The 14,389-nt window shown below is 67.8% G+C and carries 15 protein-coding genes and 1 pseudogene; 9 read left to right on the top strand and 7 right to left on the bottom strand.

The genetic code is table 11. The annotated features are described in order from the left end of the window. Nucleotides 1-51: 51 nt before the first annotated feature. From ACFXJL_RS03080 to ACFXJL_RS03065, 4 genes and pseudogenes are all read left to right on the top strand, one after another. Nucleotides 52-276: a hypothetical protein gene (locus tag ACFXJL_RS03080; RefSeq protein ID WP_384688708.1), complete on the top strand. Its 225-nt coding sequence runs from the start codon at nt 52-54 to the stop codon at nt 274-276. Then, nucleotides 269-562 carry a hypothetical protein gene (locus ACFXJL_RS03075; RefSeq protein WP_384689150.1) on the top strand — a complete coding sequence of 98 codons (294 nt, stop codon included), beginning with the start codon at nt 269-271 and terminating at the stop codon, nt 560-562. The genes ACFXJL_RS03080 and ACFXJL_RS03075 overlap by 8 nt, the downstream gene beginning before the upstream one ends. 102 nt (nt 563-664) lie before the next feature. Further along, a pseudogene (locus tag ACFXJL_RS03070) lies at nt 665-888 on the top strand (hypothetical protein). Continuing rightward, nucleotides 854-1,174: a hypothetical protein gene (locus ACFXJL_RS03065; RefSeq protein ID WP_384688706.1), complete on the top strand. Its 321-nt coding sequence runs from the start codon at nt 854-856 to the stop codon at nt 1,172-1,174. Before ACFXJL_RS03070 ends, ACFXJL_RS03065 begins: the two are co-directional and overlap by 35 nt. A gap of 105 nt (nt 1,175-1,279) precedes the next feature. Here the strand turns inward: ACFXJL_RS03065 and ACFXJL_RS03060 are convergent, their stop codons facing one another. Then, the gene (locus tag ACFXJL_RS03060; protein ID WP_384688703.1) at nt 1,280-2,599 is read right to left on the bottom strand and encodes a tetratricopeptide repeat protein; all 1,320 of its coding nucleotides are present in this window, start codon (nt 2,597-2,599) and stop codon (nt 1,280-1,282) included. Between the two features lie 185 nt (nt 2,600-2,784). Here ACFXJL_RS03060 and ACFXJL_RS03055 point away from each other — a divergent pair, with 185 nt between their 5' ends. Together ACFXJL_RS03055 and ACFXJL_RS03050 are read left to right on the top strand one after the other, a co-directional pair. Further along, complete coding sequence (locus ACFXJL_RS03055; RefSeq protein WP_329022877.1) at nt 2,785-3,039, top strand: hypothetical protein; 255 nt, start codon at nt 2,785-2,787, stop codon at nt 3,037-3,039. Nucleotides 3,040-3,821: 782 nt separating this feature from the next. Then, on the top strand, nt 3,822-4,676 hold the full coding sequence (locus ACFXJL_RS03050; RefSeq protein ID WP_384688700.1) for a phosphotransferase: 855 nt from the start codon (nt 3,822-3,824) through the stop codon (nt 4,674-4,676). Nucleotides 4,677-4,746: 70 nt separating this feature from the next. On the opposite strand, the gene ACFXJL_RS03045 is transcribed toward ACFXJL_RS03050, so the two are convergent. Together ACFXJL_RS03045 and ACFXJL_RS03040 are read right to left on the bottom strand one after the other, a co-directional pair. Continuing rightward, complete coding sequence (locus ACFXJL_RS03045) at nt 4,747-5,760, bottom strand: EcsC family protein (protein ID WP_384631442.1); 1,014 nt, start codon at nt 5,758-5,760, stop codon at nt 4,747-4,749. 492 nt (nt 5,761-6,252) lie between these two features. Continuing rightward, entirely contained in the window at nt 6,253-6,813 is a 561-nt protein-coding gene (locus ACFXJL_RS03040; RefSeq protein WP_358876225.1) for a helix-turn-helix domain-containing protein, read from the bottom strand. Nucleotides 6,814-6,911: 98 nt separating this feature from the next. Here ACFXJL_RS03040 and ACFXJL_RS03035 point away from each other — a divergent pair, with 98 nt between their 5' ends. Further along, the gene (locus ACFXJL_RS03035; RefSeq protein ID WP_384688696.1) at nt 6,912-7,724 is read left to right on the top strand and encodes an SDR family NAD(P)-dependent oxidoreductase; all 813 of its coding nucleotides are present in this window, start codon (nt 6,912-6,914) and stop codon (nt 7,722-7,724) included. 121 nt (nt 7,725-7,845) lie between these two features. Here ACFXJL_RS03035 and ACFXJL_RS03030 read toward each other — a convergent pair whose 3' ends face one another. Further along, nucleotides 7,846-8,262: a nuclear transport factor 2 family protein gene (locus ACFXJL_RS03030; protein ID WP_384688693.1), complete on the bottom strand. Its 417-nt coding sequence runs from the start codon at nt 8,260-8,262 to the stop codon at nt 7,846-7,848. A gap of 245 nt (nt 8,263-8,507) precedes the next feature. Between ACFXJL_RS03030 and ACFXJL_RS03025 the strand changes: the two genes are divergently transcribed. Both ACFXJL_RS03025 and ACFXJL_RS03020 read left to right on the top strand, forming a co-directional pair. After that, nucleotides 8,508-9,488, top strand: a complete 981-nt coding sequence (locus ACFXJL_RS03025) for a GlxA family transcriptional regulator (RefSeq protein WP_384688690.1) — start codon at nt 8,508-8,510, stop codon at nt 9,486-9,488. 158 nt (nt 9,489-9,646) lie between these two features. Further along, nucleotides 9,647-10,579, top strand: a complete 933-nt coding sequence (locus tag ACFXJL_RS03020) for a LysR substrate-binding domain-containing protein (RefSeq protein WP_384689148.1) — start codon at nt 9,647-9,649, stop codon at nt 10,577-10,579. Between the two features lie 29 nt (nt 10,580-10,608). Here ACFXJL_RS03020 and ACFXJL_RS03015 read toward each other — a convergent pair whose 3' ends face one another. The 3 genes from ACFXJL_RS03015 to ACFXJL_RS03005 are packed head-to-tail and all read right to left on the bottom strand — an operon-like array spanning nt 10,609 to nt 14,316. Next, the gene (locus ACFXJL_RS03015) at nt 10,609-13,050 is read right to left on the bottom strand and encodes an FtsX-like permease family protein (RefSeq protein ID WP_384688687.1); all 2,442 of its coding nucleotides are present in this window, start codon (nt 13,048-13,050) and stop codon (nt 10,609-10,611) included. A gap of 58 nt (nt 13,051-13,108) precedes the next feature. Continuing rightward, nucleotides 13,109-13,795 carry an ABC transporter ATP-binding protein gene (locus ACFXJL_RS03010; RefSeq protein ID WP_358876219.1) on the bottom strand — a complete coding sequence of 229 codons (687 nt, stop codon included), beginning with the start codon at nt 13,793-13,795 and terminating at the stop codon, nt 13,109-13,111. After that, the gene (locus ACFXJL_RS03005; protein WP_358876218.1) at nt 13,792-14,316 is read right to left on the bottom strand and encodes a PadR family transcriptional regulator; all 525 of its coding nucleotides are present in this window, start codon (nt 14,314-14,316) and stop codon (nt 13,792-13,794) included. Before ACFXJL_RS03005 ends, ACFXJL_RS03010 begins: the two co-directional genes overlap by 4 nt. Between the last annotated feature and the right edge of the window lie 73 nt (nt 14,317-14,389).

The raw sequence follows: 14,389 nt of genomic DNA, 5'->3' as shown, positions 1-14,389 counted from the left end.
TTCGCCTTGAGCTTCGTATCTTCCTTGCGGTCGGCGCGTAATACCAGGGCTATGGCACTCGGCGACCGGCATCAGAAGAAGGATGTTGAGGCGGCGCTCAAGAGGGCGGAGGCTGCCGGGCTCAAGGTGACGCATGACAAGAATCGACATCGATGGGGGTGGGTGATCTGCTGTCCGTGCGCTGTGAAGTTCCGCATTCACTGCACGCCCCAGAGTCAAGGGAGCGAGGCGAAGAAGATCGATGGCCTCATCAAGGACCACCGTGGCTGTGCGTGAGTGGGACTTCGTCCTGCATCTTCAGGAGCCGCTGACCCCCGCGCAGTCGGACACCGTGGACGGTCTCTATGACTTCAATGACGGGCGCATGAGCCTGGTCGAAGGGCCGGGCACGGCCGAGTTCTGGTGCACCTTCGAGGCCGAGGCGCTGACCGGAGCCATCGCGGAGGCACTGAGCCTCTTTGAGCAGCTTCCTGGCGTCCTGGTTCGCAGTGTGGAACTGGGGCCACGGGAGCTGGAGGACAACGGGATGGCGACGCCGGCCGTCGTACGGGCGCCCGAGTAGGGCTGTCGCCTAGATGATCAGTTCCCCTGCCAGGTAGCTCGATCGGGCGGTTTCGCCTTGAGCTTCGTATCTTCCTTGCGGTCGGCGCGTAGTACCAGGGCTATGGCACTCGGCGACCGGCATCAGAAGAAGGATGTTGAGGCGGCGCTCAAGAGGGCGGAGGCTGCCGGGTCAAGGTGACTCGCACCGGCAGCGGGCACCGGTGGGGATACGTGCTGTGCTGTCCGTGCAACCAGCGGCGCACGGTGTCGTGCACTCCGCAGAACCCGAGCGAAGAAGCGAGGTATATCGATGGATTCGTCAGGCAGCACCGCGCTTGCGCGTAACTGGTACTTCAATCTGGTTCTGCAGGATGTCATGACCGAGGAGCAGTCCGATGCGCTGGCACAGTTGGCCAGCTTTCACGACGGAAGGATCTCGCTGGTCGAGTCTCCCGAGCGCTCCTGGTTCACCTGCTCGTTCGAGGCGGAGACGATGACGCAGGCCATCGCTGATGCCCTGGCGCGATTCAAAGACTTCCCGAGCGTCCTGGTCCAAAGCGTTGAGCTGGACCCGATCGCGCTTGAGTACAACGGGATGGCGACGCCGGCCGTCGTACGGGCGCCCGAGTAGTGCTGTCGACCAAGCTCGGATGCACAGTCTGTTAAGTAGGGCCATTCGACAGCCGAACCACTTCCCGGGGTCCGGATATAGGCCGAGGGTGTGCGGGCGGCGGCCCTAGGCGGCCTGAGCGGCACGATCGTAGATCGCCCTGGCTGTGGGGTTCGCGCGGTAGGGCTTGAGGAGTGGGCTGATGCTCGCGACATGCCGGTCCACTCGGCCCGAGTGCATCGCCGGGTGTTGATCCAGGACCTGTGACCAGGCACTGCACGCCTCTTCGAGGTGCCCCATCTCCAGTTGCCTCTCCGCCAGCATCGAGCCGAAACGCAGCCGCGACCTCTGGCTGTCGCGGGAATCCCGCAGACGAAAGTGGAGCTTCAGGGAAGAGACGCTGCCCGGGGCGTCGCCCAGCGCGTAGCGAACCTGTGAGACCGCGTAGGCGACAGTGGCAGGGCTGAAACCACCGAACGCTCCCGCAGCGCTTTCGGCCTTGTCCATGGCCGTCTCTGTCTCCCTGAGGCTTCGCAGCGCTTGAGTGCGCTCTCCGGCCACGGCATAGGCATGGGCCTGCTGCGCCGCCAGAAAGGCGGTCATGCGTGGGGTGGTGGAGGGGGCGGCAACGGCTGCCGCATTGGCGAGCCGGGCAGCGGTGGTCCCATGACCGAGGTCTGCGGCCTGCACGGACATTCCTCGGAGAACGTGACAGTAGGTCATATGATCGGCGCTGGCCCCAGCCAGCTCCAGAGCCTTGACGTAGTAGCGCTGGGCCAGGCCCTGCAAGCCTTCATCGACGGCCATGTAGCCGGTCAGATAGCTGAGGAAGGCCGCGGCTGACAGCATCGCCTTGCGCACTTCTTCCGTGGCATCAGCTCGAAGGTAAGGGGCCACTGTGTTCACCAGGAACGCGGCGGCCATCGGGCGGGCGTGCCGCCCTCCGAACTGGTCATCGAGCTCGGAAATCCGTTCCGTCATGTTGGTGACCATGCGGACGTCAGACATGCCCACGCGCTGACTGGTGCCGTGCTGCACGGCTTCCATTCGCCCCACCACGTCAGGCCAGTTGGGAACGGTGAGCGCCACTGAGAACAAGCCCGCGCCCACGATGCCGCGGCGGGACGGCGACATGTCTTGGCTGCCCAAGTCGATGAGCCCGTCCACCGTACGAGTGGCCGAATCCCCCGGCGGTGTGGGGAAGCCCGCGTCCGCGTAGGTGACTGGCCTTCGGAGGCGGCGGGAGAGGGCCTCGACGATCAAGGGTCGTGTCTCCTCCTTGGGTGCCTGGCCGCTCAGCCACTGGCTGATGGACGGTCGTTGGTACGCGGTTGGGGTACCTCGCTCCGTTCCCAGACGGTTGACCAGTTGGGCGAACTGTCGATGGGTCCAACCCGCCTCGCGGTGTAGTCGGGCCAACCGTTCGTTCGGCTTGCGCGTAGACATGCGACCTCAACTCCTCGCACCCATAGCCCATTTACCACTTTTACCCCTGGGCTCCGATCCAAAGGTACCCCCGAGCGTAGTCAAGCTGTTGCCTAGAGCGAGCACGGAATGCAGCACAGACGCAAGAGGCCCCCGCGACCGCGCGAACGGTCCGGGGGTGTGGACAACGCTTGAGGAGCGTCGACATGACCCACCGTACCGCTCAAGGCTTTGAACCCCCAGGGGAGAGCTATGTGCCCAGGGAAGGCGACGTGGTGCGTGACACCCGTACGAGCCGCGTGGGTCGGGTGATGGGGCATGTGGAGCCCTTCTGCTACCTCCGCCCCCTCAAGGGGGGAGTGGAGTGGGAGGTGGAACCCGAGTACCTGGTGCCGGCCCGGCAGTCTGACGCTATGTCAGATGAATTGTCCCAGGTCAACGCCCGGAGCAGAGGTCAGTGAGTCACTGCACCCTGGTCAGCGGCCTGCGCCGGCTTTGGCACTCCTGGGCTTGCTGGCTCCTGGTGCTCCCGCCACCGGCCTGCCTTCTGTGGGCCCTGCTCCAGCGGGTCTTCTGATCATCCCCGAGACTCCCGCTGCTCAGGACTGCACATCCTGAGAGCGGTGAAGGCGCCGTACGGCAGGGCTGAGGGTCCCTGTCGTACGGCGCATGGAACGAGCGCGCGGGTGTCCCCGTGAGGCGCATCTGCATCGCCTTGGTTGGGAACGGCGTACAGCCGCTGAGGAAGCGAACCACGAATGCGTGATGTCATTCGCCGTGCCGTTGTGCGTGTGCTGGACCTCCTGGACCGAACACAACGCCGACACGGCATTCCCCGAACCCAACGGATTCAGGCGGAGCTGGGGGTCTGGGCGAAGCCGTGGCCCACACCTACACCTGAACACGTCTTGGAGCGTCACTCTCCCTTCTGTGGAGATGACCTCCCTCTCGCCAAGAGGTACGTACGTCTCGACGCCCCCACCATGCAGTTGCAGGTGGTGAGGGCGCGGACCTACAAGACCCTGGTCATCGCTCCCCGAGGAGTGCACCTGGGGAATCCGCGAAACATGAGACGAACGGCAGACTCAGCATGAAGCCTTGGGTGACTGGTGCGGACGACTGTGAACACCGCTGGGTGCCGTGGAGTGGCGAACGGCGCTGTGCGAAGTGTGGCGCAACTCAGCGATAGTCAGGAGGGGAGGGGTGTCGGGACGGGTGCCCTTCCTCGCTCATGGGAGTGATCATGATGGAAAGAGTCCGCTGGGACGAGTTGCCCTCAGACCTACGCGCGGCAATCACGGCACGAGCGGGACAGGTCACTTCTGCTCACGTCGTTCCCGAGGGCCTGCACTGCACCGCTGCGCTGAAGCTCCGTACGGAACGGGAATCCCTGTTCCTCAAGGGGGTGCGGCTCACCGATGGGCCCGGGCTCGCGGGTCTCAAGTTCGAACAGGAGATCAATGGCATCCTGACCGGAGTCTGCCCGCCCATCAACTTCCAGGTTGAGGCCGCGGGGTGGTACTGCCTCGCCTTCGCCTACATCGACGGGCGCCACGCGGACTTCACCCCTGGTACGGAGGACCTGCCGTCCATCACGCTCACACTTCGGCGAATGAGGACTCTCCGCAACCCGAGGACACCTGTGGAAAGCCTTGCCGGGAAGTTCAAGGGGTTCCTTTCTCCCGCAGAGGCCGAGCTGCTGACGGGGTCGTGTCTGCTCCACATGGATTCCAACCCTCACAACGTGCTCGTCACACCCCGACGAGCCCACTTCGTGGACTGGGCGAGGGCGGCCCTCGGGCCGGCATGGGTGGACCCCGTGTACATGGCGACCTGGTTGATGACGTACGGGTGCCCTCCGGAGGATGCCCTCAAGTGGCTCTCGAACTTCACCAGTTGGCGACAGGCGGACCCGAGAGCCGTGGAGGCGTTCGTGGCCGCCTCGTGCCGGCAGTGGACGGACCAGGTGGGGGAGGCCGACGCGAAGGAACGGAACGAGCGCTTTACGCGGCTCCTGGGCTTTCCCCATGAATGGTCGTTGGGTTCCGGCTCCTTGCAGGGCGTTCCATTGGCGTCGCATCGGATCGACCGGTCGTAGTCGGCGCTACGGGTGCCCGCCCCAAGGTGGGACCCGCAGCGGCGACATCGTGGCCTTCAAGGACCGCCATCTAGGTGGCGTCGGTCGGGAGGTCGTCATCCTGGTCGGTCGTCAGTGCGGCAGGCAGCGGTAGCCCGTACTTGTCGCACAGGAATCGGGTCTGGCAGTACCGCTGGGCGTCGGCGGCCACTCTGCCGAGGATCGCGGCATTCATGCCGGCACCGATGAGGACACCCACGAACGGGACCACCTTGGCGACGTTCTGAACCGGCACTCTGGAGCCGGCCGGGCCCAACTGCTTCATCAACTTCTCCAGTGCGGCCAGCAGCCGGTGGTCCTGGCGGAGTTTCTCGGACCATCTGATGCGTCCCTTGATCGCGTTCGCCGCCCGTGCGGTATCACGCAACGGCTCGGCCTTTGCCGCCTGGGCCATGAAGGACCGGCGTACCAGGCGTTGGATGAACGCCTGCTCGTCGGGGTCTTTGGCGTCGTAGCCGTAGGAGTACGCGACGCGCGTTGCGATCGACGTGCTCAGGACCTGGACGACGAGGATGTCCGCTGTCATCGCAACGGGTATGCCGGCGACGGGAACCATCGCCAGCAGGCCCATGGCGCCACCCTCGAACGCGCCGGCGGTCCGCCATCGGAGGGTGTTGGAGGTCAGCAGCCGGTCGCAGACCTTGAGGTCCTGCTGTCGCAGTTCGGTGAAGCTGTCGAGTTCGACTCCTCGTTTGCGGGCGAGCTTCTCGACGTTCTTCGGGTCGTTGAGGTCCATGGCCCAGTCGTTGACCAGTTCGAGCAGTGCTGCCGCGCCTGCGAGTGCCGGGCGCATGGCCTTGTCGGCGACAGCGTCGCCTGCCCGACGGATGGGGTCGGTGACCGTCTCCGGCACGGCGTCCTTCACCCGTCTCGCGGCCTGCCCCGCGACCTCACCGGTGCGACCGAGTGCGGTGCTCGCCCAGTTCGGCAGACCGCGGCGGTTGTTGCGGCGCTGCCAGTGGTCGTTGAGGGTGTCCCACACCTGCTTGTCGTACGCACTCATCGGGGCTGCGCCGAGGGCGAGTGGGGCGGTGTCAGAGCTCATCGAGGTTCTCCATGGGGACCGTTGCTGGTGGTGCGCGATGCCCTACCAGCCAACACAGGGGTGACAGCGGTGAGGGTGGCGATGTCCAAAGCCGGCTGCGCCGGGCACCTGTGGGTTGGCAACTCATCTCTGCCGCGAAGAGCGGTCAGGATCCATGATTCTGGCCTCTTTTGGGAGGTTGGGGCAGGGCTTTGGCCTTGTTGAGATCTCTGTACCCGTCGACCAGGGTGGTTGGGGGCGCCTGGCGACGAGCCCCCACGTTCATCTGCCGGGCGTCCGCGGGCTGTCTGCCCACACACCCAACGTCAGGACGGCGGCTGCCCGCGCTGGGATCCGCCCGCCGAGACCGGATGTATTTCCCCGCGGATCTGGATGCGGAAGAACTCTGCCCAGGGCCAGCTGTATCTGGTTCGGACCCGGCTGGAGAGCACGGCGTCACATCAACTGGGAGCTGGCCTTGTGAGCGGTTTGCCCACCGGCGTACGGGAGCGGTCAGTGTGCGGCGAGCGCGCGGAGCGCGAGTTCTACCTGGTGGGCGATAGCGGCTGGCTCATCGTCGGGCAGCAACTGCGCGATGCGGATGAGTCCGAGGAGTTGATAGGCGATGTCGTCCGCCGTCACATCGCGAGCAAGGGTCCGATCGCCTTGGGAGCGGTCAACGGCCTCTTGGCCGATCTTGGTGAGATGCGCCAGGCAGCGCTGGAGGTCTGCATCCGACGGCGATCCGCCTGCCAGTACATCGATCATCGCCTGGTTGGCGACCAGGCCGGTGATCGTGGCGGTGAAGAACTCGCGGAGGCCGTCCACTGCGGAAGACCCCGTTGGCAGGGGGGCCCGTGCGAGTGCGGCGAGATCGGTCCCGGTCACGGCCTGCACGAGGTGTTCGCGGGTGGGGAAGTGCCGGTAGAGGGTCCCGATGCCGACGCCGGCCGCCGTGGCGACGGCCCGCATGTCAACGGCCATGCCGGACCGTCGGAACGCCTCACCCGCCGCGGCGAGGATGCGTTCCCTGTTGGCTGCGGCGTCTCGGCGCTGCTTGCGATCCTGTGACATCCCTCCACTATAGCGATTCGGAACACGTGTTCCGTTTGATGCTATCTTTATTCGGAACACATGTTCCGCTATGGAGGGGAGTGGGCACGGTGCACACGATGGTGATCACAGGAGGCACCGACGGTATGGGCGCGGCCCTGGCCCGCCACTACCTCGCGGCCGGGGAGCGCGTCACGGTGATCGGAAGGAGCCGCAGCAAGTTCGATGCGCTGGTGGCGGCCGTGTCCTGCGTGGATCCGTCGGCAGCGGCGCGGGCTGAGTTCGTCCCGGCTGACCTGTCCCTGGTCGCCGACAGTCGGCGGGTGGTCGATCACCTCCTGGCGCACCATGAGCGCATCGACTCCCTGGTGCTGGCCGCCTCCTTCATCCGGCAGCGCAGGCAGACCACGACCGAAGGACATGAGGCGTCCTGGGCGCTGTTCTTCCTCAGCAAGTACCTCTTCGTCACCGGACTCGCTCCGCTGCTTCGTGTCGCCGAACGGCCGGTGATCGTGAACACCGCGGTCCCGGGTGCGCAAGTGGATGCGGTGAACTTCGAGGACCTGGAGATGGTCCATGAGTTCACCTTCAGACGCTCTAATGCCCAGCAGCGTCGCGCCAACGAACTCCTCGGGGTCCTCGCCGCCGACGACATTCCCAACCTCGCCTACATCACCTGGGGCCCGGCCCGGCTGGTGCGTTCCAGCTTCGCGAGCGAGGTCGGAGGGGTCATGCGCATCACCGCCGCCGTCCTCGGGCGCCTACTGGGCCAGCGCCCGGAAGCCGCGGTAGGCCCGATCATCCGCATCATCGATGATCCGAGCCCGGGACGAGCCGCCTACCGCGGCGCAACCGAGCGCGCCCTCAACGTCGGCCACCAGGACGGGACGGACGCCGTACGGCTGGCTGCGGCGGTCGAGGAGGGCCTGTGACGGCTCGGGGCTACGGCTGCCGTCGGACGGAAGCCCGACGGAACCACCGCGGATCATCTACGAGCCCGAGTCCCCGGCCCGTAGGTGACCAAGGAGGCAGGGGCAGGGCGGAAGCACTCATCTAGGAGGTGAAGGCTTCGCTGATGGCGTGACTGTCCTCGTGCATGCGGTAGCCGGTGATCTTGCCGTCGGCCGCGGTGATGTGGAGGGCGAAGTGGTTGGTGAAGGACTTGCCGGTGGCCAGGACCCCGAAGCGGTTGTGACCGATGATCACAGCGTGGTCCCCGTCGACAACGGTGGTGGCGACGACGTACTCCTCGGCGGGAGTCAGGTGCTGCCCGAAGGAGGCGAAGAACGCGGCGATCTCGTCCTTGCTGGTGCGGCTGCCGGCCCACGGGACGTCGGGGGCGCCGGCGACCTCGAAGTTGACGCCGTCGTCGAACAGGTCGAGCAGGGCGGGCACGTCGCCTTCGCCGAAGCGCGCGAAGAACGCGTCAACGACGTCACGGGTGCTGGTCGGAGCGGTGCTGGTGCTCACGGTGGTTCCGTTCTAGGTGATGGGTGATGGGTGATGGGTGATGGGTGATGGGTGATGCGTAGGGCGTAAGGCGTAAGGCGTGGGAGGGGAGCGCTGCTTGATGCGGTTCGGGGAGTCGGCGGTGTGAAGGCGCAGCGGGATTTTCTTGGGATATGTGCGAGTTCTCTCGGGTGTGTCCTCCAGGCTGCCCCGGCGGAGAGCGTCCCAGTAGTGGCCCGATGGCCAAGGAGTGAAAGGATCGGGTCATGCACCGCGTTGGCGTTCTGGCCCTGGATGGCGTGGTCCCCTTTGAACTCGGAATCCCCGCACGGATCTTCGGCGCCGCCCGCGACGACACGGGCAACCGGCTCTACTCCGTGACCACGTGCAGCTTGGACGGCCGGCCCGTCCGTGCAGAGGCCGACTACCAACTCACCGTCTCCCACGACGCATCCCTGCTGGCCACCGTCGACACCGTCGTCATCCCGCCCTCCCATGCGCTGGGTCCCCTTCGCCAGGAGGGCCGGCTGCCCGATGCCCTGCGCGAAGCCTTGGCCGCCATCCGTCCGGGCGCTCGGATCGTCGCGATCTGCACCGGCACCTATGTACTGGCTGCCGCGGGACTGCTCGACGGGCGCCCCGCCACCACGCACTGGCGCGAAGCCGAGCGTCTCCAGCGCATGTTCACCACCGTGCGCGTCGACCCCGACGTCCTCTTCGTCGACGACGGTGACATCCTCACCTCCGCCGGGGTGGCCGCAGGAATCGATCTCTGCCTGCACATCGTCCGCCGTGACCACGGCAGCGACATCGCCAACGAGGTCGCCCGCTCCTGCGTCGTACCCCCCTGGCGCGACGGCGGCCAGGCCCAGTACATCCGGCGCCCCGTCCCCGACCCCACCGCCTCCGGCACCGCCCCCACACAGGCGTGGGTCATGGAACGACTCTCCCAACCCATCGCCTTGGTCGACATGGCCGTCCACGCAGGCGTCAGCGTGCGTACCTTCACCCGTCGCTTCCGTGACGAGGTCGGCACCAGCCCCGGTCGATGGCTCATCCGTCAGCGGGTCGATCTCGCCCGGCACCTGCTGGAGAGCACCGACTGGCCCGTCGACCTGGTCGCCGACCGCGCTGGATTCGGCACCGGTGTCTCCCTGCGCCAGCACCTTCATGCCGCCATCGGCGTCACACCTCAGGCATACCGGCGCACCTTCCGTCCTGCGACCGTCGACGGGTCGGCCCGGTAGCGGCTGGCCATTCGCCGTGCTGCCCGGCCTGCGGGTCTGCCGCCAGGCCGATGGGGCAGGTCCACCGATGTGGATCAAGGGGAGGGGAGTGGGAAAACGATGTCGAGAAGTCGATTAAACTCCTGGGGAGTGATCGAAAGGGCTGATCAGTGGGTGCAGTGAACCGGGGCAAGCAGCCCAGCCTCACCCAGTTGCGTGCCTTCGCCGCCGTCGCCGAGCATCTGCACTTCCGGGACGCCGCCGCGGCCATCGGCATGAGCCAGCCCGCGCTCTCCGGTGCCGTCTCCGCCCTGGAGGACGCCCTCGGGGTGCAGCTGGTCGAGCGTACGACCCGCAAGGTGCTGCTCTCCCCCGCGGGCGAGCGGCTCGCCGCCCGGGCCCATGCCGTCCTACGGGCCGTCGGTGCGCTGATGGAGGAGGCCGAGGCGGCACGGGCGCCCTTCACCGGCGTACTGCGGCTGGGGGTGATCCCCACCGTCGCGCCCTATCTGCTGCCGACGGCCCTGCGCCTGGTTCAGGACGCCTATCCGGATCTGGAGCTCCAGGTCCACGAGGAGCAGACGGCCTCGCTGCTGGACGGACTGACCGCGGGACGGCTCGACCTCCTGCTCCTCGCGCTGCCGCTGGGGCTGCCAGGACTGATGGAGTTCCCGCTCTTCGACGAGGACTTCGTCCTGGTCACACCCGAAAGCCATCCGCTCGGCGGCCGTCCGGACATAGCGCCGGGGGCGCTCAGAGAACTGCCGATGCTTCTCCTCGACGAGGGGCACTGTCTGCGCGGTCAGGCCCTCGACATCTGCCGGGAAGCGGGCCGGGGCGACGACGCCTCGGTGACCACCACGGCTGCCGGGCTCTCCACCCTGGTCCAACTGGTGGCCGGCGGCCTCGGGGTCACACTGCTTCCGCGTACGGCCGTGGAGGTCGAAGCCGGTCGCGGCGGGCTCAAGACCGCGTCCTTTGCCGAGCCAGCTCCCACCCGCAGGATCGCCCTGGTCGCCCGCCCCGGAGCCGCACGGCAAGCCGAGTTCGCCGAGTTCGCCGGGGCGCTGCGCGAGGCACTGCGCCCACTGCCGGTACGGATCGCGTCCTGACCCGTGCAGGGAGCGAGCCGCAACCGCGGTCACTCCGTGCGCAGGCCGTCCGGCCGCATCATCCGCCACAGCGGCGGCAGGCTGAGCAGCGTCACCAGCAGGATGGCCGCGGCCCCCACCCCGGCCACCGGGAGGAACAGCCACCAGCGGGTGACCTCCTTGCCGGTCAGGGCCAACATGGCGGCCCCCAGCGCCAGACCGCCGCCGATGGCCACCGCGGTTCCCAGCACCACCGGTATCGCGGTCTGCCACAGCACCGACCAGGCCAGGGTCGTACGACGGGTGCCGAAGGCGACCAGCGATGCCAGCAGCCGTCGCCGTTCCGTGAGCTGTTCGATCTGGGACACCAGCATCGAGGCGGCGATCAGCCCCAGGGTGGCGGTGGCGGCTGCGAGCAGGCCGGTCTGGAGGCTCTCGTACCGGGCGTCGCGCTCGATCATCCGGATCGACCAGATCCGCAGCCCGGGGTCGATGGCCGCCGCCGTGTTGCGGACGTGTTCCCGGGCGTCGGGGAGGCCCCCGTCCAGGCTCACCTGGGCCGTCGTCGTACCGCTGGGCAGCAGTGCGACGTCCAGTGCGCCGAAGGTGGCGAAGACGCCGATGGTCTCCCAGTCCTCAGGGTCCTTGGCGACGACGGTCCGGGTGTCGCGCGGCAGGGTCCACAGGGGTGAGCGTTTGCCCTCGCCGTCGCTCAGGAGCAGGGCGCTTCCCTTCCTGGCGGTGGCGTCCACCCATGTGTTCTGCTCGCGGCTGTGGGCGCTGTGGATGACGAAGGTGTCCCCGTCCTCGCAGGAATCGATCGTGGCCAACTGCTGCAATGTGGCGCAGTTGGCCATGGTCAGCGAGGTCACCGTGTTCCTCTCGGGGTGCTGCACCGCCGCCCGGACGGTGGTGATCACCTCCCGGACCCCCTCGGTCCGCTCCAGTTCCCGGGTCATGCGGTCCGCCAGCGGCCGGCTGGGACGGTCCGATGTGACATTGAGCTGGTTCCAACCGGGATGCTTGCTCAGCATCCTGTTGAACTCGTCGTGCATTCCGGCGAACAGCATCTGGAGGGCGATCGCCCCCGCCACCGCGACCATGATCCCGCTCACCGCACGGGTCGGCGGGCCGCTGCTCAGCTGGAGCCTGCGGGTCGCCAGTTGCCAGGGGAGCGGACCGCCCCGCATCCGCCCCACCACGGCCTCGACCAGCCACGGCAGTAGGGCGGCCACACCGAGGAGCATCAGGATCGAGCCCAGGGCGATGGGGAGGGGATCGACCACCCTGGGCGATTCGACGTCGCCGACGCCGTCCACGTTGAGCAGCAGCAACAGCCCCACGGCCGGCAGTAGCGGACGCCACCAGAACCGGCGGCGCGGCGGGGTGGAACGGCGCACCACACCGAGCGGTTCGATCACCACCGAGCGCAGTGCGACCAGGGTGACCAGGACCGAGGCGACGGGTACGGAGACCAGCAAGGCTGCGGCGAGTTCGGGCAGCGGCACCACGTCCGATGGGAAGGCGCTCAGCTCCCAGATGCGTATCCATCCGGCGAACTGCCGGACCAGTGCGAACAGGGCGACGCCACAGAGCACCCCCAGCACCGAGCCGAACAGCGCCTCGCCCGCGGCGATCCTCCGGGTGGTGGGTGCGTCGGCTCCCACCAGGCGCAGTGCGGCCAGCCTGCGATCGCGTCGATCGCCGCCGAACCGCACGGCGGTGGCGATGAACACGGCCACCGGCACCAACAGCACGACGCAGGCGAGGGTGATCACCACCACGAGGAGCGGATCGTAGGGCAGGGACTGCGTCGTCGGGCCGCCCCAGCCCTCGGTCCTCTCGGCCCCGTCGCCGGTCGCCAGGCTGGAACTTCCCGCGTAGAAGAAGAGCTCGCCGGGGTCGAGTAGCCCCGCGTCCCCGATGGTGCCGATCACCCGGTGGTCCAACCGGTCCGCCAGCAGCCGTCCCTCGTCGGACGCGAGCAGTTCCCTCAGGGCGGGGGAGACCAACATCTCGCCGGGCCCGGGCAGTTCCCCGATACCGGGAGGAAGCGTCGGCCGCGCGCCCTCAGCGCGCAGGAGCACGCCCTCGACCACCTCCTCGCGGTACTCGGTCGACGCGTCGGCCCACACCATCGAGGTTGCTGTTGGCGTTGACTCTTGCGTGGAGGGCGCCGGCGCCGGCGCCGGCGCCGACTCCGCCGACTCCGACGACTTCACGGGGTCCATGACCATGGCCCCGGACGGGGTACGGGCCTCGGCCCGTCGATCCCGGTTGTCCATGATCTGCGGCACCGACGCCGCGATCAGCAACAGGGCGACCCCGAGTCCGACACCCGCGGCCGTCAAGGCGTTGCGCAACCACCCCTCGCGCCCGCCGAAGGCCCCGAAGCGCAGGCCGTACGCCAGGTCCCGAAGCCAACTCCGGATGCGACCGGGGCGGTGGTACCGAGCGGGGGCGCGGTCGCTGCGCTCTTCCGTGAGGATCATTGCGTGGGGGTCCGGATCATGTGATCGGTGGGGGTGGGGAGCTTCGGGTGGTGGAGTGTCACAGGGTGTGGTCGGGGTCCCGGGTCCTGCCGTCGCGGACGACGATCTCCCGGTCCGAGTAGGCGGCGACCCGGGTCTCGTGGGTGACGAGGACGACGGCGGCGTTCGTGGACCGCGCCGCCTCGGTCAGCAACTCCATGACCCGCTCACCGCTGTAGGAATCCAGGGCTCCGGTCGGCTCGTCGGCGAACACCACCCGGGGCGAGGTCACCAGGGCACGGGCGACGGCCACGCGCTGCCCCTGCCCACCGGAGATCTCCCCGGGCCGCTTGGCGCCGACGTCGGCGACCTCCAGACGCTCCAGCCACTCCGAAGCGGTCGCCTCGGCAGCCTTGCGACGGACACCGGCCAGCCGCAGCGGCAGGGCCACGTTCTCCGTACAGCTCAACTCCGGTACGAGTTGCCCGAACTGGAAGACGAAGCCGAATTCGGTGCGTCGCAGGGCGCTGCGCTCGGCGTCCGAGAGCGTGCACAGGTCCTGCCCGGCGTAGCGGATCTTCCCGGCGTCCGGCGGGACGATCCCCGCGAGGCAGTGCAACAGCGTCGACTTCCCCGAGCCGGACGGGCCCAGCACCGCCACCACCTCGCCGGGGTGGATGGAGAAGGAGGCACCGGCCAGCGCCGGTGTGTGGGCGTAGGACTTGTGGATGTCCTCGGCGACCAGGAGTGATCCCTCGGGGATCATGCGCCGACCTCCGCAGCGAGCCGGTCCAGCCGGGTGGAGGTCAGCTCCAGCCAGCGCAGATCGGCTTCGAGGTGGAACAGCGCGTGATCGCAGATCAGTTGGTCCGCCAGGTCGCCGTGCCGCTTGCGGTCGGTGAGCTGGCGCATCAGCCGCAGATGCTCGGCGCGCTGGGTGTCCAGCAGGGCCGCGGCGCTCCGGCCGGTGAGCAGGGCGATGACGACCTTGGTGTACAGGGTGGACTGGAGGTAGGGCTCCGGCTTCTCCGGCTGGGTGAGCCAGAGGGAGACATCGGTGATCCCGGCTTCGGTGATGGCGTAGCGCTTGCGCTCAGGCCCTCCGCCGGCCTCCATGCCGTCGACTTCGACCAGCCCGTTCTTGAGCAGCCGCGACATCGTCGAGTAGACCTGCCCGTAGTGCAGAGGACGGTCCTGCCCGAACTTTTCGTCGAAGGCGCGTTTGAGGTCGTAACCGTGGCGCGGCCCGGATTCCAGGAGCGCGAGGAGGGTGTGACCTATCGACATGTCCAGCACTGTACGTGGTGAGTACGGCGCCCTCGCATATGAGCGCCCGAACCGGCGTTCACCGGCTCGGGCG

This window comes from Streptomyces sp. NPDC059256 (genome assembly GCF_042753785.1).
GTDB lineage: Bacteria > Actinomycetota > Actinomycetes > Streptomycetales > Streptomycetaceae > Streptomyces.
This window is presented reverse-complemented; position numbering and strand designations above follow the sequence as displayed.